This window comes from Caballeronia sp. LZ032 (genome assembly GCF_031451315.1).
In the GTDB taxonomy this organism is placed as follows: Bacteria; Pseudomonadota; Gammaproteobacteria; order Burkholderiales; family Burkholderiaceae; genus Caballeronia.
On sequence record NZ_JARUXP010000002.1, the window covers coordinates 13,700 to 39,277 of the forward strand.

At 65.2% G+C, this 25,578-nt stretch carries 14 protein-coding genes; 9 read left to right on the forward strand and 5 right to left on the reverse strand.

Annotated features, from left to right (window positions below):
- Window positions 1-202 precede the first annotated feature (202 nt).
- The 3 genes from dctP to QCE69_RS15725 all read left to right on the forward strand — a co-directional run bounded on the left by dctP (window position 203) and on the right by QCE69_RS15725 (window position 3,715).
- Entirely contained in the window at window positions 203-628 is a 426-nt protein-coding gene (gene dctP, locus QCE69_RS15715; protein WP_309922837.1) for a TRAP transporter substrate-binding protein DctP, read from the forward strand.
- A 92-nt stretch (window positions 629-720) separates the two neighbouring features.
- A complete protein-coding gene (locus tag QCE69_RS15720; RefSeq protein WP_309931727.1) occupies window positions 721-1,608 on the forward strand; it encodes a TRAP transporter small permease subunit in 888 nt (295 codons plus the stop codon).
- A gap of 145 nt (window positions 1,609-1,753) precedes the next feature.
- Window positions 1,754-3,715, forward strand: a complete 1,962-nt coding sequence (locus QCE69_RS15725; RefSeq protein ID WP_309931729.1) for an ATP-binding protein — start codon at window positions 1,754-1,756, stop codon at window positions 3,713-3,715.
- 45 nt (window positions 3,716-3,760) lie between these two features.
- On the opposite strand, the gene QCE69_RS15730 is transcribed toward QCE69_RS15725, so the two are convergent.
- The 3 genes from QCE69_RS15730 to QCE69_RS15740 form a co-directional block, all read right to left on the reverse strand.
- The gene (locus QCE69_RS15730) at window positions 3,761-4,804 is read right to left on the reverse strand and encodes a PHB depolymerase family esterase (protein ID WP_309932802.1); all 1,044 of its coding nucleotides are present in this window, start codon (window positions 4,802-4,804) and stop codon (window positions 3,761-3,763) included.
- Window positions 4,805-4,835: 31 nt separating this feature from the next.
- Complete coding sequence (locus tag QCE69_RS15735) at window positions 4,836-5,252, reverse strand: CopG family transcriptional regulator (RefSeq protein WP_309931730.1); 417 nt, start codon at window positions 5,250-5,252, stop codon at window positions 4,836-4,838.
- Window positions 5,253-5,399: 147 nt separating this feature from the next.
- On the reverse strand, window positions 5,400-7,340 hold the full coding sequence (locus QCE69_RS15740) for a PAS domain-containing protein (RefSeq protein WP_309931731.1): 1,941 nt from the start codon (window positions 7,338-7,340) through the stop codon (window positions 5,400-5,402).
- A gap of 580 nt (window positions 7,341-7,920) precedes the next feature.
- Between QCE69_RS15740 and QCE69_RS15745 the strand changes: the two genes are divergently transcribed.
- The 4 genes from QCE69_RS15745 to QCE69_RS15760 all read left to right on the forward strand — a co-directional run bounded on the left by QCE69_RS15745 (window position 7,921) and on the right by QCE69_RS15760 (window position 20,881).
- Complete coding sequence (locus QCE69_RS15745; protein ID WP_309811868.1) at window positions 7,921-9,243, forward strand: autotransporter strand-loop-strand O-heptosyltransferase; 1,323 nt, start codon at window positions 7,921-7,923, stop codon at window positions 9,241-9,243.
- 63 nt (window positions 9,244-9,306) lie between these two features.
- Window positions 9,307-19,296, forward strand: a complete 9,990-nt coding sequence (locus QCE69_RS15750; RefSeq protein WP_309931732.1) for an AIDA repeat-containing protein — start codon at window positions 9,307-9,309, stop codon at window positions 19,294-19,296.
- A 52-nt stretch (window positions 19,297-19,348) separates the two neighbouring features.
- Entirely contained in the window at window positions 19,349-20,272 is a 924-nt protein-coding gene (locus tag QCE69_RS15755) for a hypothetical protein (RefSeq protein ID WP_309931733.1), read from the forward strand.
- Between the two features lie 333 nt (window positions 20,273-20,605).
- Entirely contained in the window at window positions 20,606-20,881 is a 276-nt protein-coding gene (locus QCE69_RS15760; RefSeq protein WP_309920059.1) for a hypothetical protein, read from the forward strand.
- Window positions 20,882-20,952: 71 nt separating this feature from the next.
- Here the strand turns inward: QCE69_RS15760 and QCE69_RS15765 are convergent, their stop codons facing one another.
- Window positions 20,953-21,294, reverse strand: coding sequence for a YciI family protein (locus tag QCE69_RS15765; protein ID WP_309931734.1), 342 nt, complete (start codon window positions 21,292-21,294; stop codon window positions 20,953-20,955).
- 31 nt (window positions 21,295-21,325) lie between these two features.
- The gene (locus tag QCE69_RS15770; RefSeq protein ID WP_309931736.1) at window positions 21,326-22,375 is read right to left on the reverse strand and encodes a LacI family DNA-binding transcriptional regulator; all 1,050 of its coding nucleotides are present in this window, start codon (window positions 22,373-22,375) and stop codon (window positions 21,326-21,328) included.
- Window positions 22,376-22,578: 203 nt separating this feature from the next.
- Between QCE69_RS15770 and QCE69_RS15775 the strand changes: the two genes are divergently transcribed.
- Together QCE69_RS15775 and QCE69_RS15780 are read left to right on the forward strand one after the other, a co-directional pair.
- A complete protein-coding gene (locus tag QCE69_RS15775; RefSeq protein ID WP_309931738.1) occupies window positions 22,579-23,598 on the forward strand; it encodes a TRAP transporter substrate-binding protein in 1,020 nt (339 codons plus the stop codon).
- A 40-nt stretch (window positions 23,599-23,638) separates the two neighbouring features.
- Entirely contained in the window at window positions 23,639-25,516 is a 1,878-nt protein-coding gene (locus QCE69_RS15780; RefSeq protein WP_309931739.1) for a TRAP transporter large permease subunit, read from the forward strand.
- The last annotated feature ends 62 nt before the right edge of the window (window positions 25,517-25,578 follow it).

Sequence of the window (25,578 nt, forward strand, 5' to 3'; positions counted from 1 at the left end):
GAATGGTTGGCTGAACGCGGCGTCATGCGTTGCGCTACGGCGCCGTCAGCGTGGAAGTCACTTTAAAGAGGCGCCTCATTCGACGGGTAGGACGGTTCACGCGATCTTTTGGACTTTTTTGCAGCACGCCGCGCGAACGCCCGGGGGGGCCGTTAAAAAGTCCAGGAAATCCGAAGACTGGTCCTGACGCACCCTTGCAGCGATCACGAATACTTGCGTCAATCCGACGCCGCTCGCCTATAACCAGCTGTTCCTCGCGCTGTCGCAAGGGCTGGTGGATGGCGCGGATACCTCGCCGGAGCAGTTCGTGCAGGACAAGTTCTCCGATGTCGCCAAGCACTTTTACGTGACGCACGTGAACTATCTGCCGGTGGTGCTGACGATGAGCAAGGCATCGTGGGACAAGCTTTCGCCCGCCGATCAGAAGGCGTTCCAGGAGTCGGCGAAAGTGGCCGCCGACTTCGACCTGAAGGAATACAAGCGTGAATACGATGCCGCCATTGCCACGATGAAGGCGAAGGGCATCCAGGTGACGGTGGTCGATACGGCGCCGTGGCAGCAGGCCACCAAGGCCGCGCGCGACGAACTGGTCGCGAAGATTCCCGACGGTCCCGCGCTCTATCAGTAAATCAACGCGGCCAAGCAGGCTTCGGCGGTTGCATCGAAATGAAGGATGCGAACGGCGGCAGTGGCTCCAACCCGGCATCGGAGGCGACACCCATGGAGAAGCTCGCGCGCGGCCTGATGTGGATCGACGACATCGTGCTGAAGCTCAATCTGTTCGTCTGTAGCTGTCTGCTGCTCGGGGCGGTGATCGTGGCCGGTCTCGGCGTGATCTTCCGCTTCGTGCTGCACGATTCCTTGTCATGGTCCGACGAAGTATCGGCCTACCTGTTCGTGTGGCTCACGTGTCTGGGCGCGGCGGCCGGTGTGAAGCTGCGCGCGCATCCGGAAGTGCGCGTGCTGGCCGACCGCGTTCCGGCCGTGGTCGCGCCCTTGCTCAAGGACTTCACGGACTGCGCGATCCTCGCGCTCGGCGCGGTGTTCGTGCTGTACGGCACCGACATGCTCGAACTGATGGGCACTGAAACAGCTACGTCCGTGCCGATTTCGATGATCTATCCGTATCTCTCGATACCGCTATGCGGTGCGTTGCTCGCGTTTCATTCGCTGGTGCGCATCGTGGTGTCGCATCTGGCGCCGCAGGCGCAGTCCGATGCGACGCTGGTCGAAGGCGTGTCCGATCATCTCCAGATTTCCAGGATAAACATCATGTGGGCAATCGCTTTTGGAGCAGGGCTGCTCGGGCTGGGCGTGCCGGTGGCCATCTGCATCGGCATCGCAGCGACCATCGCGGTGGCGTTGCAATCGGCGGCGGGATCGCTCGGGCTGTTGTCGCCCGTGTCGATGAGCATGCTCGTCTACGCCTGTACCGCGAACGTCTCGGTGGGCACGATGTTCATCGCGGGCATCATCCCGATGCTGCTCGTGGTCGCGTCGTTCATGATCGTCAACTATGTGACGGCCGTGAGGAACGACTACAGCGCGGTGGCGCCGTTCGATCTCGCACGTCTAGCTCTTGTCGAACGTCCGGAAAGCACCGCTTGATGACTGCCGCAAAGTCCAGTTCTGGCATGAGTGAACTGCTAAGCTGGATGGACGGAAAAGGAATCAAGGCGCCTGTAGGCGTGGCTGTTTCGAACCACGCCGTCGGCCCCGGTGCGTACACCCAATACGTTGAGGACTGGCTGACATGGTCGACGGCTTCGATAGGGACGCAGAGCCGGATGCGGATCCTGAAGAGATCAGGCTGCGCGACAACGATAGTGCCAAAGGTATTTTCGAGTCGCTGCCGGTGCCGCTGTTGATCCTGCTCCCGGATAAGGACTTCACGGTAGCCGCGGCGAGCGAGGGCTATCTCAGCGAGACGCGTAGCAGGCGCGCCGAAGTCGTCGGGCAATCGATTCTCGATGTCTACCCTCACAGCGCGTTTCCCTTCAACTCGACGGAGACGGCGGATCTCCATGCGGCGCTGACTTCGATAGCGGCCTGGAAGTCGGCCAGCGATCGCGCCGATCAACGCTTCAGGATCGCCGCGCACAAGGACGAAGGCGCCTCGACATGGCGGGCCGTACAAAGACCGGTCCTGACCGATGAAGGTGAGCTTCTGTGTATCGTGCATTGGCTCCAGAAGCTGTCCAGTGCGCAGCACATCTCTCTCGACGCGGCTCGCGAGCCGGACTACAAACGCATCGTCGACTCGCTTCCGCACTGCGTGTGGACGGCACGTCCGGACGGATACGTGGACTTCTACAACGCGCGATTCCGCGAGTTCATGGGCGCTGAACCGGAAGCGGCGAAAGACGGGCTCTGGATCAACTTCGTTCATCCCGACGATGTGAAGCGCGCCAAGCAGGAATGGCAGGCAAGCATACAAAGAGGAACGCCGCACGAGTCGACCTTCCGCGTGCGCTACCACACTGGCGACTACCAATGGACGCTCGTGCGCGCGATGCCGGTTCGGGAAGGCGCCGACATCATCGAATGGGTCGGCAGCAACACCGACATCGACGCGCGCATGCTGGCCGAGGTGGAAGCCCACGTGTCGAACCGGCGCAAGGATGAATTCCTCGCGATGCTCGCACACGAACTGCGCAATCCGCTCGTGCCGATCAGGGCGGGCGCGGAGATGATGGCAAGACTCGGCAAGGACGACGAGCGCATGTCCCACGTCGGCGACATGATCCGTCGCCAGGTGGCGCACGTTTCGACACTCATCGACGACTTGCTGGAAGCCTCGCGCGTCAACCAGAATCGCGTCTCGCTCGAGACTTATACCGTCGATCTGAAGCGTGTCGTGCATGAGTCATCCGAGCAGGTGCGTCCGCTTGTCGAAGCGCACAAGCACCGCTTGGCCATCCATCTGCCGGTCGAGCCCGTCTGCGTGTGCGGCGACCACAATCGCCTCGTCCAGGTCTTCAGCAATCTGCTCACGAACGCGGCGAAGTACACGCCGGACGGCGGAAGCATCTCGGTGCTGGTATCGCGAGAGAACGGTGAGGCCGTCCTCAAGGTGAAGGACAATGGCAACGGCATGGAGCCGGAACTGCTGACACGGGCATTCGAGCTCTTCGAGCAGGGCACGCGAAGCGCCGCGCGAACTGAAGGCGGTCTGGGACTGGGACTCGCGCTTGTGAAAGGGCTCGTCGAGCGCCAGCATGGGACCGTGACGGCGGCAAGCGAAGGACAAGGCAAGGGCAGCGAAATCACCGTGCGGTTTCCGCTCGTCGCTACCCGGGCGGACCCCATAACACCGCCCGCGACGCCTGAGCCGATGCACGAGGCTCATCGACATCGCATTCTCCTGGTTGAGGACAATGTCGACGTCGCGGACTCGGTGGGCATGGTGCTGGAGATTCTTGGACACGATGTCGCCATCGAGCACAACGCACGCAGTGCGATCGAGCGGGCCAGACGGGAGTCGTTTGACCGCTGCGTGCTCGACATCGGACTGCCCGATATGGACGGCTATCATCTCGCTCGCGAACTGCGCACCCTTCCCGGCACGCGGAACGCCGTGTTCATCGCGCATACCGGTTATGGCCAGCAGGAGGATAAGAAGCTGTCGGCCGAGGCGGGCTTCAAACATCATCTCGTCAAGCCGGCCGCGATTCCCGACATCGAACGGGTGCTCGCGGATGAGGCGGTGACCTAGCGCGTGCTGCCTGTCGCGTTGCTCATGATGCGAAGAGCACGAGCATTACTCAGGCTTTCGCGGATGATTGAGGAAGAAGCGAATCATCTCGGCGCTGGCGTCGGGGCCGGACGGATCGGTGTAGCTGCCGCTCGACGAGCCCCCGGCCCACGCATGCGGCGCTCCGTGAATCACCCATAGTTCGGCATCGACGCCCGTGGGTGAAGTCATGATCCGGACCGTGTTCTTTCTTGCGCTCGATGCACCATCGATCATCACTTCGCTTGCCGAGAACTCGCGGACCAGTTCGTTCGCGTTGGCGAGATGCACGGTTGCGTCGGCATCGCCGTGAAAGACGATCAGCGGGCATGAAGGGCCGGTTCTTCGGGCATTGGCGCGCGGCTTGCCACCGCGCATCGCCGCCAACGCCGACGGCAAGTCGTGCGCGCAACCCACCGGCAGGCCCGAGTGAACGCCCGCTGCCGCGTACAGGTCAGGATAGGCGTGCGCCAGGACCGCTGCCATCGCGCCACCGGCGGACAGGCCCGCCACGTAGACCCGTTTCGGATCGACGCTGTGGTTCGCCATGACCTCGCGCGTGATGCCCGCAATCAGCGACGGTTCACCCTGATCGCGCTGCTGATCCGAGGGCTTGAACCAGTTCCAGCATTTCGATGCGTTCGCGCTCTGCGGCTGAACCGGATAAGCGACGATGAAGCCGTGCGTGTCCGCAAGCGCGTTCATCCGGGTGCCGGCCGCGAAATCGTCGGCGTCCTGGGTGCAGCCGTGCAGCATGATTACCAGGGGTAAGGGTTCGCCGCGAGGTAATGCGGGGACGTAGAGTTTGTAATCACGCTGACCGGCGGCGCCGACAAAGCGCCGCGTGCTGAACTGCCCTTGCTGTCCGGCTTGCTCGTTGCCGGCGCGGCACCGGGGTTGCAAGAGGTCGGCGAAAGCTGTCGTGCCGGTCTTGTCACGCGCGTCTGCCACGTCCGTCTTTTCACCATGCATGGCGCGCTTGACGACCTCGGCGGCCGCCGCGGGATCATTGCTGCGAAAGAGTGCGAAGGCCTCTTTCATCGAATCCAGAAATCCGTCGTTGAGTTTCATTGTTCTTCCGTTAGCAGGAAATTGGAGAGCATCAGCGGATGCGATCCGCCAATGCGGCCTTGACCGCAGGGGACGCATGAAGCGCGCCGCGGACCAGGATGGAGTCGATCGCGGCGAGCGCGAGTTCAGGCGAAACATCCGATGCGATGCTCGCGAGGCCCAGAACCTGGATCCTCAGCCGTTGATTGGCAGCGCACGCTGCTTCGAGGTCCAGCTTCGAAAAATGCTGGAGGCCCAGGACCAGTTCACGGCGAGTCACCGTTTCCTTCACGGCCGGAGCGTGGACTGCGAGCTGGTTGCGGATGGCCGTGCGAATCAGATCGGTACGGTTCGAATAAAAGCCTTCTTCGACCAGCAGGTCGATCTGTCCCAGGTCGACAGGGCCGAGATTGATCGTGATTTTCTCGGTCTCGCTGCCGCGCGAGCGTTCCAGTGTTTCTTTGGTCATCTTGAAAAGTTCTCCGATTACCATCCATGTGGATGGTATCAGGCTGGTTTCAAGAGGGAGGCACGAAGATTTGTTGAGGAGGAACGCTCGGTAATGCCCGACACTCGCCGCAGTGTGCGGCAGGCAATTGTTACCGCACGATGAGCTTCATGCCCTGCGCAAAAGCTCACTCGCCTGCGCGAGCACCGCTTCGATGGAAAAGGGTTTCGTCAACATGGCCATGTTGTCGTCGAGGAAGCCGTCGGACACCGCTTCCTCGGCATAGCCTGTAATGAACAACACGGGCAGCATGGGCCGGCCGACTCTCGCGGCGTCGGCCATCTGCTTCCCGTTCAGCCCCGGCAGGCGCACGTCCGACACCAGCAAATCGATCTTCACCTCCGACTTGAGCACCGCAAGCCCCGACGGTCCGTCATGAGCCTGGATCGACGTATAGCCCGAGAGTCCGAACAACTCGACAAGCAATTGGCGAATGGTCTCGTCATCGTCGACGATGAGCACGGTCTCGCCCGCACCGCCAGCCGGTCCGGCAGCCAGTGCTTTCGATTGTCGTGGCGCCTCATCCGCCACCACGGCCTCGGGCATGAACAGCGCGACGGTCGTGCCCTGGCCGAGCGCGCTCTCGATGGTCACGAAGCCGCCGGACTGTCTCACGAAGCCATAGACCATCGACAGGCCGAGCCCGGTGCCGCGTCCCAGCGGCTTCGTGGTGAAGAAGGGTTCGAGGGCCTGTCTCAGCACCTCCTGCGGCATGCCCGATCCCGTGTCCGATACCGCGATGCGCACGTAAGCGCCAGGACTTGCGCCTTCGTTCGCGGCCGCTTCCACTTCGCTGACCTCGATGACCGAAGCCGCAATCCTGAGCACCCCGCCACGAGGCATGGCATCGCAGGCGTTGATCGAAAGATTGAGCAATGCGCTTTCGAGCTGGTTGGTGTCGCAGCGGATATGGCACGGCTGCGCGGCCATGTCGAACGCGATCTCGATGTCCTTGTTCGCGGTCTGCCGGATGAGGTCTTCGATGGACGGTATCAGTTCCCTCACGTCGGCGGACCTCGGTGCAAGCGGCTGTTTGCGCGAGAACGCGAGCAGTCGATGCGTCAGGGAAGCCGCCCGATGAGCCGACGAGATCGCCATGCCGAGAAACCGGTCGAGCTGTTCGGTCTTGCCACGCGCGACGAGATGCCGAACCAGTTCCAGAGGCCCGATCACGCCCTGCAGCATGTTGTTGAAGTCATGCGCGAGGCCGCCGGTCAGGTGACCCACCGCCTCCATCTTTTGACTTTGCCTGAGCTGCTGTTCGAGTTCACGTTGCGAGGTCATGTCGACGCCGACACCCGTACGCCGCACCGGCAGCCCTTGCTCGTTGAAATAGGTGTGACCCCGCGACAGGACGTGCCGCACGGATCCATCGGGGTGACAGATTCGATATTCGAGTTCCAGGTCGCCGCTATGCAGCAGCCCGCCCGACATCGTATTGCGCAGGGCGGCCCGGTCGTCGGGATGGACATTGGCCAGGAAATACTCGCGCCGGATGCCCTTGGCCGCCTGCTCCGCATTGATCCCGTAGAGCTCGGAGACAGCTGCATCGCAGAAGAAGCAGTCGCTCGACACCTCGTAAGTCCACACGCCGACGCCACTGACCGCCGACAGCGCCAGCCGCGCAAAGTCGCGGGAATCATCGAGCGCGATCTGGCGCTGCCGCTCGGCCGTGATGTCGCGTCCGGCGCACGCAATGTGATTGCGCACACGCGTGGCAGACCAGCTGATCAGGCGGTAGCTGTTGTCGGATGCCGCGATCCGGCATTCGAACTCGGCCGTGGAGCCATCCGCATCGAGCCCTGTGATTGCGGTTTCAACGGCGCCGGCATCCTCAGGGTGAGCGAGCATCGGCAAGTGTTTTCCGATGGCGGAGGCTGCAGCGATTCCGAGCTTGTCTTGCCACGCGGGATTGACGTCTTTTACCCAACCCCGCAAATCGACGATGACGTGCAAGTCATGGCTGACATCCCACGCGACTTCTCGGCCGAGGCGGTCCTCATTGGCGAGTCCCGAAGCGGCATGGCGCTTCTTTGAATCATTAATCATGTGAATTCATGGCAACCGGCGCGGCAGGCGCCCGATGATGGACTACCGGCTCCGCTCTGTACGACTGTGTGGAGAGACATGGCTTGTCCTGTGCAAGCAACGTCGTTTGCCAGGCAGCCTCAGCAGACGCGTCCGCGTTGATACAAGCAGTGACGGGCGAGGCAATGGGAGAACAATTTACCACGTCAGCGTAGAAGGTCGCCGGCATCGCCTCGTGTTCGTGCGCCGCTGATCGCAGCGTCGGGTAATCGCTCTGGTAACAAACAAAGACGGCTTCGCGCCCCGAACCCCCCGCCCTCCTACCTGAGCAAGATTTACCGTCACTGAAAGTAATTTTAAATAAAACCAGAAAACATTCTTCAGGACCCAAATTACCTGCCGTTAAGAAACTGGCCTAGCGTTCCAAGCCGGTGCACGGCGTCGCGAGGCGGTCACGAATTCCCGAGTTCTTCCTTTGCGACGCCGTTGCAAGCCAGGCCCAGACATCTCGCATCTCGTGCTGTACCGCCGCGTAGTGATTCAACGTGTTGTACCGGTCAGGAGCCATCGTCCCGAAGGTCTTTAAGAAGGCCTGCGGTTCATGTCCGACTCCTTGCCTTCGATGACCGCCTCGATCCCCCACGACATCCTCGCCGTCCCCGCAGCCGGCGACACGCCGCCCGTCGCGGCCGTGCCCGTGCGCCTCGTCTCCACCAACGGCACGCCCAAGCCGCCATTTCCGCTGCCTGCTCCCACACCGACCCAGGACGCGGGTCAGGGCGTGCGCTTCGATTTCAACGACGGCTGTCGCGTGACGCTGCCCGAAGGCGAATGGCATGTGGTCCTGCGCGACACGGAAACCGGCAACGTGCTGTTCGAGACGGACATCGGCGCGGGCGCGGTGACGAGCGGCAAGAAATATTTCGTGCCCTTCGAACTCGAAGTGCAGAAGCGCGGCAAGGATGCGGACGCGGCCATCCTGCATCGCTACGACGCGAAGGACCGTGAAGTGCTGATCCAGTTTCCGGTCGGCACGCTCGGCGACCTGATGGGCTGGTTTCCCTACGCCGTCAAGTTCCAGCGCAAGCATGGCTGCCGCCTGACGTGCTCGATGTCCGCGCTGATCGCGCCGCTGTTTCGCCGCGCCTACCCTGAAATCGAATTCATCACGCCGGAGGAAGTGGATCCGGCGCGCTACTACGCGACCTACAACATCGGCCTGTTCTTCGACGACGAAGCGCACACCCATCAGCCGGTCGACTTCCGGCATGTCGGCTTGCATCGCACGGCGGGTCACATCCTGGGCGTCGATCCGGAAGAGATGCGCCCCGAGATGGTCCTCGCCGACGAATCGCGTCCGATCGAAGAGCGCTATGTCTGCATCGCGGTGCAGAGCTCGACCCAGTGCAAGTACTGGAACCACCCGACCGGCTGGCGCGAGATCGTCACGTTCCTGAAGGAAGCGGGTTACCGCGTGATCTGCATCGACCAGAAGGCGACGCACGGCTCGGGACTCGTCTGGAACCACATCCCGCACGGCGCGGAAGACCAGACCGGCGACCGTTCGCTGGAAGAGCGCGCGCGCTGGCTGAAGCATGCGGACTTCTTCGTCGGCTTGTCGAGCGGACTGGCCTGGCTCGCGTGGGCGTGCGGCATTCCAGTCGCGATGATCAGCGGCTTCACCCACGAGAACAACGAATTCGCCACGCCTTTCCGCGTGATCAATTACCACGCCTGCAACGGCTGCTGGAACGACGTGCGCCACCGCTTCGATCACCAGGATTTCTTCTGGTGTCCGCGCCACAAGGACACGCCGCGTCAGTTCGAATGCACGCGCCTCATCACACCCGAACAGGTCCGACGCACGCTGCGCCGCATCCCGGGCTTCGGCGTGGGCCTCGAGCCTGTCGCGCTGCAAGCCTGATCGAATTTCTGGTCGCGCGCCGTCTCTTGTGGGCGCGCGTCACGCACATACGAATACAAAAAAATGAAGCCGCTTACTTATCGCCGTAAATTCTGCCTGCACATTTTCGGCAGCCGCAGACAGCGCGCCTCGCGCCTGCTCGCCGGTCTGTTCTCGATGCTGGGCTTGCAGGCGCTCATCGCCGCGCCGGCCCTCGCCGTGCCCGCCACGCCGCAACCCACCGATTACACCGCAACCGTGTCCAGCGGCTCGACGGTCTCCAACGAGTCGGTGACATCCGGTGTGCAGACGGTCGCCGCGGGCGGCCGCACGTCGGGCGTGACGGTCAGCGATGGCGGTGAGCAGCATCTCGCCTCGGGCGGCACGTCGATGCTGACGACGGTCAACGCAGCCGGCTTGCAGAGCGTCGCGGGCACGGCCACGTCGACGACCATCAACTCCGGCGGCATCCAGACCGTCCAGACGGGCGGCACGGCGGCGTCGACCCGCATCAACACGGACGGCACGCAGAACGTGACGGGCGGCGCGGCGAACGCAGCGACCGTGTATGGCACGCAAAACGTGAGCGGGGGCGTCGCCAGCGGATCGACGATCCAGAGCGGCGGCACGCAGAACGTGCTGAGCGGCGGTGTTGCGTCGAGCACCTCGGTGCTGAACGGCGGCCTGCAGGACGTCAAGGCGGGCGGCACGGCCAGGAGCGTGACGGTCTCCGCGGGCGGCACCGCCCTGTTCGAAGCAGGCGCGACGGCGAGCGGCATCGTGCTGTCCTCGGGTTCGGTGATCTCGGCGACGACTTCCGGTTCGCTCACCGGCACCGATGCCGGCAACCGCACCTTCAACGTGGCAGGCGGCACCGCCACCGGCTTCGTACTGAGCGCCGGCAGCCAGCTCGACGTGCTCTCCGGACAGCGCTCGTCGGGCACCGTGGTCAGCGCGGGCGGCGTGGAAAACGTGTTGACCAGCGGCCAGAGCACGGCCACGCAAGTCCTCGGCGGTACCCAGAATGTGAACGGCGGCCGGGCGACTTCGTCGCTCATCACGAGCGGCGGTACGCAGAACGTCGATGGCGGCCTCGCCACCAACACGACGATCACGAGCGGCGGCACGCAAACCATTTCCAATGGCGGTTACTCGGACATCGCGACCGTCACCTCGGGCGGCAGTCAGGTCGTCTCGGCCGGCGGCAGCGCGACTGCGGCAACCATCAACTCTGGCGGCAACCAGATCGTCGCGGGCGGCGCGGCGGACGGCACCATCGTCAACTCCGGCGGCGGCGTGACCGTGTCGGCGGGCGGCACGCTGTCGAACGCGCACATCAATAACAACGCAAACGCAAGCGTGCTCGCGGGCGGCACGGCCAACGACTCGGTGCTGAGCGGCACCGCCTCCTACTTTGCAAGACAGACGGTGGCCGGCGTCGAGAGCGGCACGACGGTCGGCTACGCGGCGCAGGACACGGTGTTGTCGGGCGGCATCGCCGATAACACGCTGGTCAGCGGCACGTATGCCACGCAGACCGTCAATTCGGGCGGCGCGACCAACAACGCGACGGTCGCGGCTGGCGGCCGGATCGACGTGGCCGCGGGCGCCAGCGCGACGTCGGGCACCATCAACTCGGGCGGCACGTTCGAAGTGGAATCGGGCGGCACGGCGATGGGCATCGTGCAGAACTCGGGCGGCGGCCTGGTCGCGACGACCTCCTCGACCGTGCTCGCAGGCACCAACACGCGTACGGACGGCACGGACTTCACGATCGCCGACAACCTCGCCACGCATATGCAGCTCACCGACACGGGTCATCTCACCGTGCTGGCGGGCGGCTCGGCGCACGACACCGTGTACTCGGCGGGCGGCATCTTCCAGGTCGATGCGAACGGCACGGCCGATACGATCGTGCAGGGCGCAGGCGGCCAGATCGTCACGAATACCTCGGCAAACATCACCGACGCGCAGACGGCGGACGGCCGCATGTTCTGGGTGCAGAGCAACGTTGCCTCGGGCGTGATGCTCGACGGCCGCGCGGCCAAGCTGACGGTCAACGAAGGCGGCTTCGCGAACGACACGCTGCTCTCGGCCGGCACGTTGCAGGTGGACGCGGGCGGTTCGGCGAACCTCGTGAACCAGAGCGCGGGCGCGGGCCTCATCACCAACACGTCGGCGACGATCTCGAACGGTTCGAACACGCACGGCGACTTCAGCGTGGCGAACAACGTCGCAACCAACCTGGTGATCGAATACACCGGCAATCTCACGGTGCTCGGCGACGGTTCCGCCGTTTCGACGACGGTCGGCTCGGGCGGCCGCGTGACGGTCAACAGCGGCGGCATCGCCACCTCCACGACGGTCGCCAACAGCGGCACCTTCGCGGTGGATGCGGGCGGCAACGCGCAAACCGTGACGATGGACGCGGGCGGTGCGCTCATCACCAACACCTCGGCGACGATCACCGACGCGCACAACTCGATCGGCGACTTCATCGTCAGCGGCAACTACGCATCGAACGTGATCGCCGAGAACGGCGGCCAGTTCACCGTGCTCTCCGGCGGCTTCGCCAGCGCGACGACCGTCAACAGCCGCGGCAGCCTGATCGTCGCGGACGGCGTGGCGCAGGGCGCGACGATCAACAGCGGCGGTAACGCTGTCGTGAGCGGCGGTGTGCTCAACGATGCGACCGTCACCAACTCGGGCGTGCTCACGACCTCGGGCGGCGTGACCAACGACACGATCGTCACCGCGGGCGGCGACGTCTACGTGCGCGGCGGCGTCACCAGCAACACGCAGTTGCAAAGCGGCGGTTACGAGAGCGTGAACGGCGGGCTGTCGGTGGGTACGACCGTCGGCGCGGGCGCGACGCAGGAGGTCTGGACCGGCCAGACGAGCGGCACCGTGGTGCAGGGCGGCGCGCAGACGATCTACGGCGGCACGACCTTCGCGACGCAGTTCAACAACGGCACGCTGACGGTGTCGGGCGGCACGGCCAGCGGCACGGTGGCGGCGAACGGCACGGTCGTCAACGTGGTGGGCGGCACGACGACCGGCACGCAACTGCAGGCGGGCGCGAGTCAGGTGGTCACGAGCGGCCATGCGAACGGCACGGTCATCTCGGCGGGCGCGACCCAGACGATTGCCGTCTCGGGTTATGCCTCGGGCACGCAGATCCAGGGCGGCGTCGAAGACGTGAGCGGCTCGAGCGTGGCCGCGACGGTGTCGGCGGGCGGCAGCCAGGCGGTTCATGGCAGCGGCGCCCGCACGACCTCGGCGACGGTGCTGACGGGCGGCACGATCACGCTGACCAACAGCGCAACGGCGAACGGCACGCAGGTGGACGGCGGCACGCTGAAGGTGTCGGCGGGCACCTCGGCGACGCGCACCGAAGTCTCGGCGGGCGGCACGCTCGCCGTCCTGGGCGGGGGCTCCGCGAGCTACAGCACGATCGGCGCGGATGGCACGGAAACCGTCGCGAACGGCGGCGTGACCTCGCAGGACACGATTTCCGGCGGCACCCAGACGATCTCGGGCGGTGGCACGGCGAACGGCGCGACCGTGCTCGCGGGCGGCACGCAGACCGTCGCGACGGCTGCGCTCGCCAGCGGCACCATCGTGTCGTCGGGCGGTACGCAGAACGTGAGCGGCGGCGTGGCGCAAGGCACGTCGGTCGCGGGCGGCACGCAGGTGCTGTCGAGCGGCGGCACCGCCACCAGCACGACGATCACAGCCGGCACGCAGCAAGTCGGCGTGGGCGGCGTGGCGAACTTCACGACCGTCGCGGGCGGTCAGCAGGAAGTGATGTCGGGCGGAAGCGCGAGCGCCGGCACGGTCCGCAGCGGCGGCACGGTCGCCGTGGATGCGGGCGGCGTCGTCGGCGGCCTGACGATGAATTCGGGCGGCGCGCTCACGCTGAGCGCGGGCGGTTCGGCGCTCAACGTCAATCAGCAGGACGGCGCGATCCTCACCGCCGATACCGCCGGCCTGCTTTCGGGCACGGGTCCGAACGGCTCGTCGTTCCGCATCAGCGGCAATATGGCGTCGGGCGTGACGGTCATGAACGGCGGCAGTCTCACCGTGCTGGCGGGCGGTTCGTCGACGGGCACGATTGTCGGCAGCGGCGGGCAGGAAGCGGTGCAGACCGGCGGCGTGACGACCGGCGCGCAGGTCAAGACATCCGGTGTTCAGACGGTCGCGGTTGGCGCAGCGTCGATCAACGCGACGGTCACCGGCGAGCAGGACGTCGATGGCGTCGCGAGCGGCACGGTCGTCGCGGCGGGCGGTGTGCAGACGGTGAATCTCGGCGGCACGGCGTCGGGCACGATCATCAAGGCGCTGGGTTCGATGACGGTCGCCGATGGCGCGACGGCCACGAGCGCCGTGATTTCGGGCGGCACGCAGACGGTGCTGGCAGGCGGCAATGCGGACGGCACGACGATCTTCTCCGGCGCGCAGAACGTCTCCGGCTCGGCGACCAATACGGTCGTCAGCGGCGGCGCGCAGAACGTCGGATCGGGCGGCAACACCAGCGGCACGCAGGTCACGGCGAACGGCGTGCAGAACGTATCGGGCGGCGTGGCGACCGGGACCGCGGTGTATGCGGGCGGCGTGCAGAGCGTCAGCGACGGCGGCCAGGCCGACGGCACGCAAGTGAGCGCGGGCGGTCTGGTCAGCGCATCGATGGGCGGCACGCTCAATGACGCGATGATTTCCTCCGGCGGTGCGGTGGTGCTTGACGCGGGCGGTGTGTCGAATGCGGCTTCGGTGCTGTCGGGCGGGCTGCAATCCGTGCTGTCGGGCGGCGTGGCGAGCATGACCACGGTATCGAGCGGCGGCACGATCGCCGTGTCCGCGGGCGCAACCGCGATGGGCCTCGACCAGAAGTCGGGCGCCGCGTTCATCGCGGACACCGGCGCGACCGTCAGCGGTCACAACGCCAACGGCGATTTCTCGATCATCGATAACCTCGCGTCCAACGTGCTCGTCGAGAACGGCGGCCAGCTCACGGTGGCGTCGAACGGTACGGCGAGCGGCACGCAGGTCGGCTCGGGCGGTGTCGAGCAGGTGACGGAAGGCGGCGTGGCAAGCGCTACGTCGGTGTCCAGCGGCGGCGCGCAGAACGTGGCTTCGGGCGGCAGCGCCAGCGGCACGACGGTGTTCGCGGGCGGCTCGCAGACAATCAGCGCAGGCGGCCTTGCGAGCGGCGCGGTGCTCTCGGGCGGCGCGCAATCGGTCGCGGGCAGCGCGACGGGCACGGTGGTTACGGCGGGCGGCGAACAAAACGTTCTGAATGGCGCGACCGCGACCGCCACGAACGTCGGCTCGGGTGGCGTGCAGCACGTGCTGGGCGGCGTCGCGAGCGGCACGACGGTCACGACCAGCGGCGTGCAGGACGTGCAAATCGGCACTGCGCTGGGCACGGTGCTCTCGGGCGGCCTGCAGGTCGTTCAGGTGGCGGGCGTGGCGAGCGGGACGCAGATCGGCGAAGGCGGACAGCAGATCGTGGCCTTCGGCGGCACGTCGAACGATACCGAAGTACAGGCGGGCGGCGTGCAGGAAGTCTCCACTGACGGCACGGTCTCGGGCACGCACGTCGCGAGCGGCGGCCAGCAGACGGTCGATGCGGGCGGCTACGCATCGGGCGGCACGATCGACGCGGGCGGTACGCAGATCGTCAGCGGCAACGTGAGAGGCACCGTGGTGTCCGGTGCGCAGACGGTCGCTTCGGGCGGCACGGCGGAAGACACGACGCTTACCGGCGCAAATGCCACGCAGATGATCTCGAGCGGCGGCCTGGCATCGGCCGGCAGCGTGGCGAGCGGTGCGGTCCAGACCGTCGAGTCGGGCGGTCTTGCCCGAGGCGTCACGGTGGGGACTTCGGGCACGCAGAGCGTGTCGGGCTGGGCGCTCGGGTCGGTGATCTCGGGCGGCACGCAGGAAATCGCGGCGGGCGGCTCGGCGACGAGCGCGACCATCGAAAGCGGCGGTGCGCAGAACGTGCAGTCCGGCGGCATCGCGGGCTTCACGACGATCAGCAGCGGCGGCACGCAGACTGTCGCGTCGTCGGGCGCCGCGGGCTTTACCTTCATCGGCGAGGGCGGCGCGCAGACCGTTCAGTCGGGCGGCAGCGCTTTGATTTCCGTCATCGATGGCGGCGGCAAGCTGACGGTATCCGGCGGCGCCTATGCCAGCGCAGTGATGCAGCAGGCAGGCGGCGCGCTCGTCGCGGACACGTCCGCGACCATCCTCAACGGCTCCAACACGCTTGGCACCTTTGGCGTGATGAGCGGCGTTGCCTCGGGCCTGCTCGTCGAGAACGGCGGCAGCTTTACGGTGCTGTCGGGCGGTCAGTCGCTCGATACGCATGTCGGCAGCGCGGGTCTTGAAACCGTGGCATCGGGCGGCGTCGCGTCGGGCACGATGGTGTCCGGCGGCACGCAGACCGTGCGCGGCACGGCCAGCGGCACGACGGTCCTCGCAAGCGGCACGCAGACCGTTGCGGCAGGCGGCGTTTCTGACGACGCCGTGGTCGCCGGCGGCAAGCAGGTCGTGAACGGCACCGCGAACGCCACGCAAGTCAGCTCGGCGGGCAAGGTGTCGGTCGGCTCCGGCGGACAGGCGCTCGATACGCAGATCGGCTCGGGCGGCGCGGTGACGGTGGCATCGGCGGGCGTGGCCAGCGGCAGCGTGATCAGCGCGGGCGGATCGCAGGTCGTGAGCAAGGGCGGCCAGGCAAGCGGCACGACGATTGGCGCGGGCGGTGTCGAAACCGTGGCGTCGGGCGGACTGTCGACGCAAGCGAGCGTCACGAGCGGCGGCACGCAAAGCGTCGCATCGGGCGGCAAGGCGAGCGGCACGGCGGTATCGGGCGGCGGCGTGCAGCTGGTGCAATCGGGCGGCGTGGCCTCGGCGACGTCGATTCTTTCGGGCGGCGTGCAGAACCTTGCGGCCGGCGGCAGCGCGGTATCGACGCTGGTGCAAGGCGGCGGCCTGCAAACCGTGCAGACCGGCGCGACCGCGTTGACCACGACGGTGGCTAGCGGCGGCGTGCAGGACGTGGCGTCGGGCGGCACGGCCACCGGCACGGTCGTCAGCGCGGGCGGCGTGCAGCGCGTGTCGTCGGGCGGCAATGCCGGCTCGGTGACGCTCGGCAGCGGCGGCAATCAGTACGTGAGCTCGGGCGGCGCGGCCAACGGCGTCTCGGTGACGGACGGCGGCACGCAGACCGTGCTCGCGGGCGGCAACGTCAGCGGCACGAACATTTCGAGCGGCGGTACGCAAGCCGTTTCGTCGGGCGGCAGCTCGACGCAAGCCGTGGTGTCGAACGGCGGCCAGCAGACGGTCGCCTCGGGCGGCACGGCCAGCGGCACCGTGGTGCACAGCGGCGGCGCGTTGACGGTATCGAGCGGCGGCGCGGCGGGCAGCATCGTGGTCGAGGGCGGCGGCAAGGCCACCGTCGGCAGCGCGGGCAGCGCGACGCTCAGCCAGGCATCCGGCGCGGCCATCGTCACCAATACCTCGGCGACCGTGAGCGGCAGCAATGCAAACGGCGCGTTCCAGGTCGCGGGCAATGTCGGATCGAACGTGCTGGTCGAGAACGGCGGCGTGTTCGACGTGCTGGCGGGCGGTGTCGCGAGCGGCACGCAAGTCGGCTCGGGCGGCACGGAGCGTGTGTCGTCGGGTGGCGCGTCGATGCGCTCGGTCATCGTCGGCGGCGTGCAGCGCGTGTCGGCGGGCGGCTCGGCGACCGGTGCGAGCATCGGTGCGGCCGGCGTGCAGCAGGTTGCATCGGGCGCCAACGCGCTCGACACGACGATTGCCGCGGGCGGCAGCCAGACGGTCGCGGGCGTCGCCAGCAACACGACGATCTCGGGCGGCACGCAGACGCTGACCTCGGGCGGTGTGGCGCAGGGCACGACGGTGTCGAACGGCGGCGCGCAGAACGTGAGTTCGGGCGGCGTCGCGATGGTCACGACGCTGACTTCCGGCGGCACGCAGACCTTGAGCGCGGGCGGCTCCGCGCGCTGGACGACCGTCGAGGGCGGCACGCAGAACATCCTCGCGGGCGGCGTGGCGAACGACACGACCGTCAACGCGGGCGGCCTGCAATACGTCGATGGCGCGATCGAAGGCTATGCGTACAACACCGTGGTCAACAGCGGCGGTGTTCAGCAAGTGGCGTTCGGCGGCTACGCCGGCGGCGCGACGATCAACAGCGGTGCGTTGCAGGAAGTGCAGGCGGACGGCATCGCGAGCGGCACGACGGTGAACGGCGGCACGCAGGTGGTCAGCTCGGGCGGCACGGCGCAGGACACGACGCTGAATGCGGGCGGCGTGCAGCGTGTGAACGCGGGCGCGCTCGTCAGCAATACGCTGGTGAACAGCGGCGCCACGCTGACCGGCGACGGCGACGTGGCCGGCGTGCACGTGACGGCCGGCGGTCTGGTGCAGAACCTCGCGAGCGCGAGCCTCGGCATCGTCGATGACGGCGGTACGGTGCAGGTCGATACGGTCACGGCGGCGAACGTCGCGGTGAACAGCGGCGGCTTGCTGAAGGGGAGCGGCACGCTGACCGGCAATGCGTCGATCAACGCGGGCGGCACGCTCGCCGCGACGACGCCGGGCCAGACGCTGCATGTGAACGGCAACCTCGCGTTCAACGACGGCTCGGTGTTCGCGGTCGGCGCGAATGCGGCGGGCCAGACGGGCAGCGTCGCGGTGACGGGCGATGTCAGCATCGCGCAGAGCGGGGCGAACGGCGGCGCGACGGTCGTCGTGAACGCCGTGCCGGATGCGTGGAAGGTCAACACGAAGTACACGATCCTGAGCTACACGGGCGCGCTTACCGGCTCGTTTGCGGGGGTGTCGATGGACTACGCGTACCTCGTGCCGACGCTCAGCTACGCGCCGCAGGAAGTGGATCTGACCTTGAAGATCGCGTCGATCTTCTATCAGACGGGCGAGTTCGCGGGCTTCGGCATGGTTGGCCAGAATCGCAACCAGTTGCAGGTGGCGAGCGCGTTGAACCGCATTCTCGCGGCCGGCGGCAATGCCGTGACCGACAAGCTGCTCTACGCGACGAAGGCGGGTGCGCAGTCGGCGCTGTCGCAGATGACCGGCGACGAAGCTACCGGCCTGTTGCGCATCACGCGGCAGAGCACGGAGGCGTTTGGCAACACGGTGGGCGAGCGTCTGACGCAGGCGGGGCTGGAGCGTCCGTCGAACGATGTGTGGGCGACGGTGCGTTACGGCCAGTCGCACGCCTCGGGCGATGCAGCGCTCGGCAGCCATGCGCTGGATGCGCGTACGAGCTCGCTTGCGATCGGCTTCGACCGCGAAGTGCTGCGTGATGTGCGCGCGGGCGTGGCCGTCGATGCGGACTACAGCGACCTGGGCTTCAACACGCCGGGTTCGAGCGGTCATGCTAACGGCTGGCAGGCGCTGGTTTATGGCGCATGGCAACCGGCGGCGCAGCCCTTCTTTGCGCGCGGCATGGCGGGCATCGGACGCTGGAGCAATTCGGTGAACCGCGTGGTGGCGATCGATGGCATGTCGGGCACGCCGCAAGGCAGCGTCGAGACGCGTTCGACGACGGCTTATGCGGAAGGCGGTCTCAACCTGCATCTGCGTGACGACATGATGGTGCAGCCGTATCTCGGCATGCGTGTGGGCCGTTACAGCCAGGATGGTTTTGGCGAAGGCAAGGGCAACGACTTCGATCTCGTCTATCAGGGCAGCAGCCAGGCCGCGACGACGGGCATCGCGGGCGTGCGTTACTTGCTGAAGCAGAAGCGGGCGAGCGGCGCGAGCAACACGTGGGAAGTGGATGTCAACGTGCAGCAGCGTTTCGGCAGTCTCGACCAGCAGCTCAATGCCGCGTTCGCGACGGCGCCGGGGTCGGTGTACCAGGTGTCGGGTACGCCGCTGGCGCGCACCGTCGGGCATGTGGCGACGGGTGGGTCGTGGGAGATCGGGAAGCATGCTTCGGTGTTTGCGCGTGCTGCCGTGGATTTTGGCAAGCATGAGCAGGACTATAGCGGCGTCGCGGGGGTGAACTGGAAGTGGTAAGGGGGAAGGCGCGCGCGGGAGTGTGCGCTGGGTAGGAAGGAGCCTGCCATTTTTGGCGGGCTTTTTTTCTGGCAAGGAGATGGATGGCGCATCATCCATTAACGGGTCAGTACAATTTCCGTCGTTGAACGTGAGCGCAAGAATCATCGAAAATCAAAGAGCACACATTGGAGCCGATAGCGAAACGATGGACGCAATACTTGAAAAGCGCGATTCCGAGATTCTGGAGACGCTGGACCCGGCGTTCCTGAATCACGTTGAGGCAAAAGAGCGCAGGCTCTCGACGCCTTTTCTCGTGAACGGCCCGAGCGATCCCGACGCGCGGCGCATCATGGTCATCGGCAGAGAGTATGGTGGCAACGGCTGGAATGTCATGCACGACGGTGGAGGGGCCAGCGTATATGTAACAAAGGCACTCTCGAAGCATCGGGATTTCTTCGGCAGAGCCATGGCGAAGAAAGGTCAGGATAGGGGCGATACCTTCTTCAACTTCATGCGCGCCTTGGCGCGAAGTGTCGGCAGTGAGGGAGGGCTCATTTACTCGAACCTGCTCTGCTTCGACTCCGGCGGAAAGTCTCCTCGCAACTCGGAGCACTTCTCACTCGTCAAGCGCCTCTCCAAACAGTTGCTGGACGTACAACTCGATCATTTCAGACCCGATGTCGTCATCTTCGCGAACGGGATGGATACGGTTGGCATCAGGCGTGAGTTCTTCCCGATCGCGGGTGATGGGAAGGTTTGCGTGGGCCGCCGACACTGGGAAGAAGCGGGCATTCCGCGGACTCAACTATGGGAATTCGAACTTCACGGAAGGTTCTTGTGCTACCGGATTCAACATCCGTCAGCAAGATCGCGGGCCGCGAAAGCAGCCCGCAAGCAGTTGCTCGAGGTTATGTCTCAAACGACGCATCACAACCCGACGGTTTTCGGGGTGGAAGGTACGGGAAGCTTGGCCGCCGTCTCGTCCAGCTCATGAGACAGCGCACACGGATCAAGCTCGCAGCAAAGCGGCAAGCGCTGCGGCGTGCGGCTCGCAGAGCGCCCGCGGAAACGCAGGGACCTACGGAAGAGCATTATCGGACGCGTATCGCCAAAATCTATTTCGAGCATGAGGCGTTATTCAAACGGCTCGAAAACGCTTGAGGCAAGCACTATGAGCCGCGGTTGCTGCGCCGTACTGAAGTCAATCTTCACGACAACCTTGCGGGAGCTTTGCAGATCAAGCGGAATGTGCTCAGCCCTTGGCAGCAGCGTGCCGATACCATACTGGCGCGGTGGAAGCGCATTGACCCCCAACCTGGAGACCAAAATGAAAAAACTCGCCTTGCTCGCAGCGTCGCTGTGCATCAGCGTACCTTCGTTCGCGCAATACTACGGCAATCAACCGTCGCATTCCGCTTATGGCAACAACGGTGGCTTGTATGGTAGCGATCAACAAGTCAGCGGTTATACACGTAGCAACGGGACCTACGTGGAGCCCTATCACCGAACCGCGCCTGACAATACGATGTACAACAACTACTCGTCACAAGGTAATCTGAATCCCTATACCGGGCAGACAGGTCACGTACGGCCGCGTTATTGAGTTCGGGAGGGCGGAATTCTGATTCCGCTCGCTCTGCACTCCAACGGCTCGACGGCTTGGGCGTCAACGCCTCAACTCTCCCTGTCATACCCGAACTCGCGAAGCTCTTGCGAACATCGGCAAGCCTTGGCGATCTTCGCGGCCCATTGCACGGCGGCTTCGCGCGACGGCAGTTCCAGCACACAGAAGCCGCCGTCGAACTTTCTGGTCTGCGGGTAGGTCTCGTTCGTGACCGCACCGTCAGCAGCCACCATCAGCGGAGCGACGTCCGCATTGATCCCGCCGCCGAACACATACACGCCGGCGCTCTTCGCTTCCCTGATGACCGAGCGCGCCGCTTCGCCGACCGCCGCCATGTATTCATCGGCAACGATCATCGCCGATGCGGGAAAGGAGATCAGATACTTCGTCATCTTCAAATCCTCCGAACGTGAGCACCACCCCTCAAGGCAAATTCTCCCGCAACACGATACTGAACATCACCGGCTTGACCCCATCCATCGCATCCTGCGCTTGCCTCACATTGTCGAAGATCCTGAGGCAATTCCCCACCATGGCTTGCGGCGTCTGCGTAATCAGCGCGTCCATGGTCCCGTCGATCAGAAGCGCCCGGGTATCCGGCGTCAGCCCATGCCCGACGAACAGAATCTTCTGCTCCGTCTTCGCCTCGACGATCGCCCGCGCGACCCCATCTGACCCGCCGCCGCTGTTATAAACCCCTGCCAGATCCGGATGCTGCTGCAGCAGGTTCCGTGTCTGCAAGTAATTGCGTTCGCTGTCGTCATGACCTTCGCGCAAGCCGATCACACGCAGCAAAGGAAACGTCGATTCGATCAAATGCAGGAAACCGATCTCCCTCTCTTCATGCCCGCGATAGTTGAGACTCCCTGCCAGCATCGCAATCTTCCCCGCCGGCCGCGGACCCATGAAGCGCCCGAGCAGCAAGCCCGCAGTGCGTCCCGCTGACCGGTTATCGATCCCGACATAAGCGAGTCTTCGCGAGTTCGACAGATCTGAAATCAACGTGATAGCCGGCACGCCTTCGTCAGCGAGTGCATTGACCGCATCGCGCACCACCGGATGCTCCAGCGCCATGAACACGATGCCATCCGCCTTGCGCCCGTACTGCAGCAACCGCGCCGCCAGTTCATCCGGATTGAAGCTCTCGACGTAGTGGACGCGGCACTTCATGCCTTGCGCGGTCCACTGATTCTGCGCGAACTCGATGTAATCTCCGAGCATGCGCAAATACCGGTTTGTCCCGGAAGGCAACAGGAACGCGATCCGCATCGGCTTGCCCGTCGCGATCTTCTCCGGCGCCTCGATCGAATACCCCAAGCGCGCAGCGGCCTGCATCACTCTGGCGGCCGTATTCGCCCGCACGCCGGGCCGCCCGTTCAACACGCGATCGACGGTTGCACTGGATACGCCCGCAGCCTGCGCAATGTCGGCCACGCGGGCGCGTGGTGGAAACAACGGCGTTACCGCACTCACTCCAAACTCCTCAAGAAAACCGCAAAGCCATCAGAAACCATCAAGTTATGAGTTTGACGCCACCACCCCTCACCCGTAGTCTTCGTTCACCAACGTAGCGAAGCTAACGCCAGACAGCAAAACCCGGCGATCAGTACAAACCCGCGTTATGACGGTTTCTGATGGACTTGGAAATCGCATCAAATAAAAGCAAGGAGACGAGTATGATCGATTCACGCCGACGTACGCTGCTGCGCGCAGCAGCCGCAGGTGCAGCAAGCACATTGGCTTTTCCCGCCATCACCCGCGCCGCTGCCGCCGAATACGTCTTCAAGTACGGCAACAACCTGCCGATGACCCATCCGCTGAACATCCGCGCAAAAGAAGCGGCGGACCAGGTGAAGGAAGCGTCGAAGGGCCGCATGGAAATCCGCATCTTTCCGAACAATCAGCTCGGCGGCGATACCGACATGCTCGCGCAAGTGCGCAGCGGCGGCATCGAGATGTTCACGCCATCGGCGCTGGTGGTCTCGACGCTCGTGCCCGTGGCCGCCATCAACGCCACGGGCTTCGCCTTCGCCGACTACAACCAGGTCTGGGGCGCGATGGACGGCAAGCTCGGCGCATTCGTGCGTGCGTCGATGCAAAAGGCCGGACTCGAATCGTTCGAGAAGATGTGGGACAACGGCTTTCGTGAGACGACTTCCAGCGCGCGCCCGATCGCCAGCGCCGCCGACATGCGCGGTCTCAAGATCCGCGTGCCGGTGAGTCCGCTGTCCGTCGACATGTTCAAGGGGCTCGGCGCCGCGCCCACGAGCCTGCAATTCAGCGAGGTGTATTCGTCATTGCAGACGCGCATCGTCGATGCACAGGAAAACCCGCTGCCCATCGTTCAGGTCGCGAAGCTCTATGAAGTGCAGAAGTACTGCTCGCTCACCAATCACATGTGGGACGGTTACTGGTTCGTGCTGAACCAGCGCGCATGGGCGCGTTTGCCGAAGGATCTGCAAGGCATCCTCGCGGATGCGTTCAACCAGGCCGCCATCCGCCAACGCGAAGACGTTCGCAAGCTCAACGACGCCGCCGTGGCCGATCTTCAGTCGAAAGGCCTCGCGATCAACCGCCCCGCCCCGGACACGTTCCGCGCCGCCTTGCGCCAGGCGAACTTCTACGGCCAGTGGAAGGGCAAGTTCGGCAACGAGGCGTGGAGCCTGCTCGAAGGCTATACAGGCAAGCTGGCCTGACACTGCCCCCGATCATGCCGTCCGTTTCGGAGACATCTTCATGGCGAACCCGGCCTTGAGTTCCACGCAAGGACATCTCGAACCCGTCGGCGCGCGCCGTCTGCTGCGTGCTTGCGACCGCGCGTTGATCGCACTCGTCGAAGGCGCATGCGCGCTGTTGCTGACGGCGGAAATCGTCGTGCTGCTGGCGGGCGTGATCAGCCGCTACGTAATGCACGCGCCCCTCGTCTGGTCCGATGAACTCGCCGGCATGATGTTCCTGTGGCTGTCCATGCTCGGCGCCGTGCTCGCGTTGCGGCGCGGCGAGCACATGCGCATGACGGCGCTCGTCAGCCGGCTCTCGCCGGCGCGCCGTGCGTTCGTCGATACGCTCGCCATCGTGCTTTCGCTCGGCTGTCTCGGTCTGGTGCTCGTGCCCGCATACGGCTACGCATCCGGCGAAATGGCGATCGTCACGCCCGCGCTCGAAATCAGCGGCGCGTGGCGCGCGCTTGCCTTGCCGGTCGGCGCGGCGCTAATGTTGCTGGTCGGCTTCATCCGGCTCGCCAGTGTGGCTCGCTTGCGCCATGTGCTCGTCGCGATCCTGATGACGGCTGTCGTCGCCGGTGCCTTCGTGTGGCTCGCGCCCTGGTTCGAGAGCATCGGCAAGGCCAATCTGATCGTGTTCTTCGTGGGCGTGGTGGCGGTCGGCATCTTCTCCGGCGTGCCCATCTGTTTCTCCTTTGCGCTGGCCACCTTCGGCTATCTCGGACTCACGACCTTCACGCCGCTGGAAGTCATCGTCGGCCGCATGGACGAAGGCATGTCGCATCTCGTGCTGCTCGCCGTGCCCTTGTTCGTGTTCCTCGGCCTCATGATCGAGATGACCGGCATGGCCCGCGCGATGATCCACTTCCTCGCGAGCCTCGTCGGGCACGTGCGCGGCGGGTTGTCGTATGTGCTGATCGGCACGATGTATCTGGTCTCGGGCATCTCGGGTTCAAAGGTCGCCGACATGGCCGCCATCGCGCCCGTGCTGTTCCCCGAAATGAAAGCGCGTGGTGCACAGGAAGGCGATCTCGTGGCGCTTCTCTCCACAGCCGGCGCGCAAACCGAGACCGTGCCGCCGAGCATCGTGCTGATTACCATCGGCTCGGTGACCGGGCTTTCCATCTCCGCGCTGTTCACGGCGGGCCTGCTGCCCGCCGCCGTGCTCGCCGCGATGCTGTGCTTCGTCGTGTGGCTGCGCTATCGCAAGGAGAACGTGGGCCATGCTCCGCGTCTTGGCCGCAAGCAGATCGGCCGGCTCTTCGTGATCGCGCTGCCCGCGCTTGCACTGCCGTTCGTGATTCGCGCGGCGGTCGTGGAAGGCATCGCGACCGCGACGGAAGTCTCGACCATCGGCATCGTCTACTCGATGATCGTCGGCCTGCTCGTGTACCGGCGGTTCGAGTGGTCGCGACTCGGCCGCATGCTGGTGGAAGCAGCGACGCTCTCCGGCGCGATCATCTTCATCATCGGTTGCGCCACGGCCATGGCCTGGGCGCTCACGCAATCCGGCTTCTCGCAGGACCTCGCGCAGCTGATGACCGCGCTGCCCGGCGGCGCGTATGCGTTCCTCGGCATCTCGATCATCGTGTTCATCCTGCTCGGCAGCGTGCTGGAAGGCATTCCGGCCATCGTGCTGTTCGGCCCGCTGCTGTTCCCCATCGCGCGCATGGCGGGCGTCAACGAGATTCACTATGCGATCGTCGTGATTCTCTCGATGGGCGTCGGCCTGTTCTCGCCGCCGTTCGGCGTCGGCTATTACTCGGCGTGCGCGGTCGCGAAAGTCGATCCCGACAAGGGCATTCGCCCGATCGCAGGCTATATGGCCGCGCTGGTCATCGGTCTGATCGTGATCGCTGCAGTGCCCTGGATCTCCACCGGTTTTCTCTGAAGCACCAGTTGCAATGACAACTATCGGCGGCGCTGGCGCGTACTGCGCGCCGGCGGGGCGTT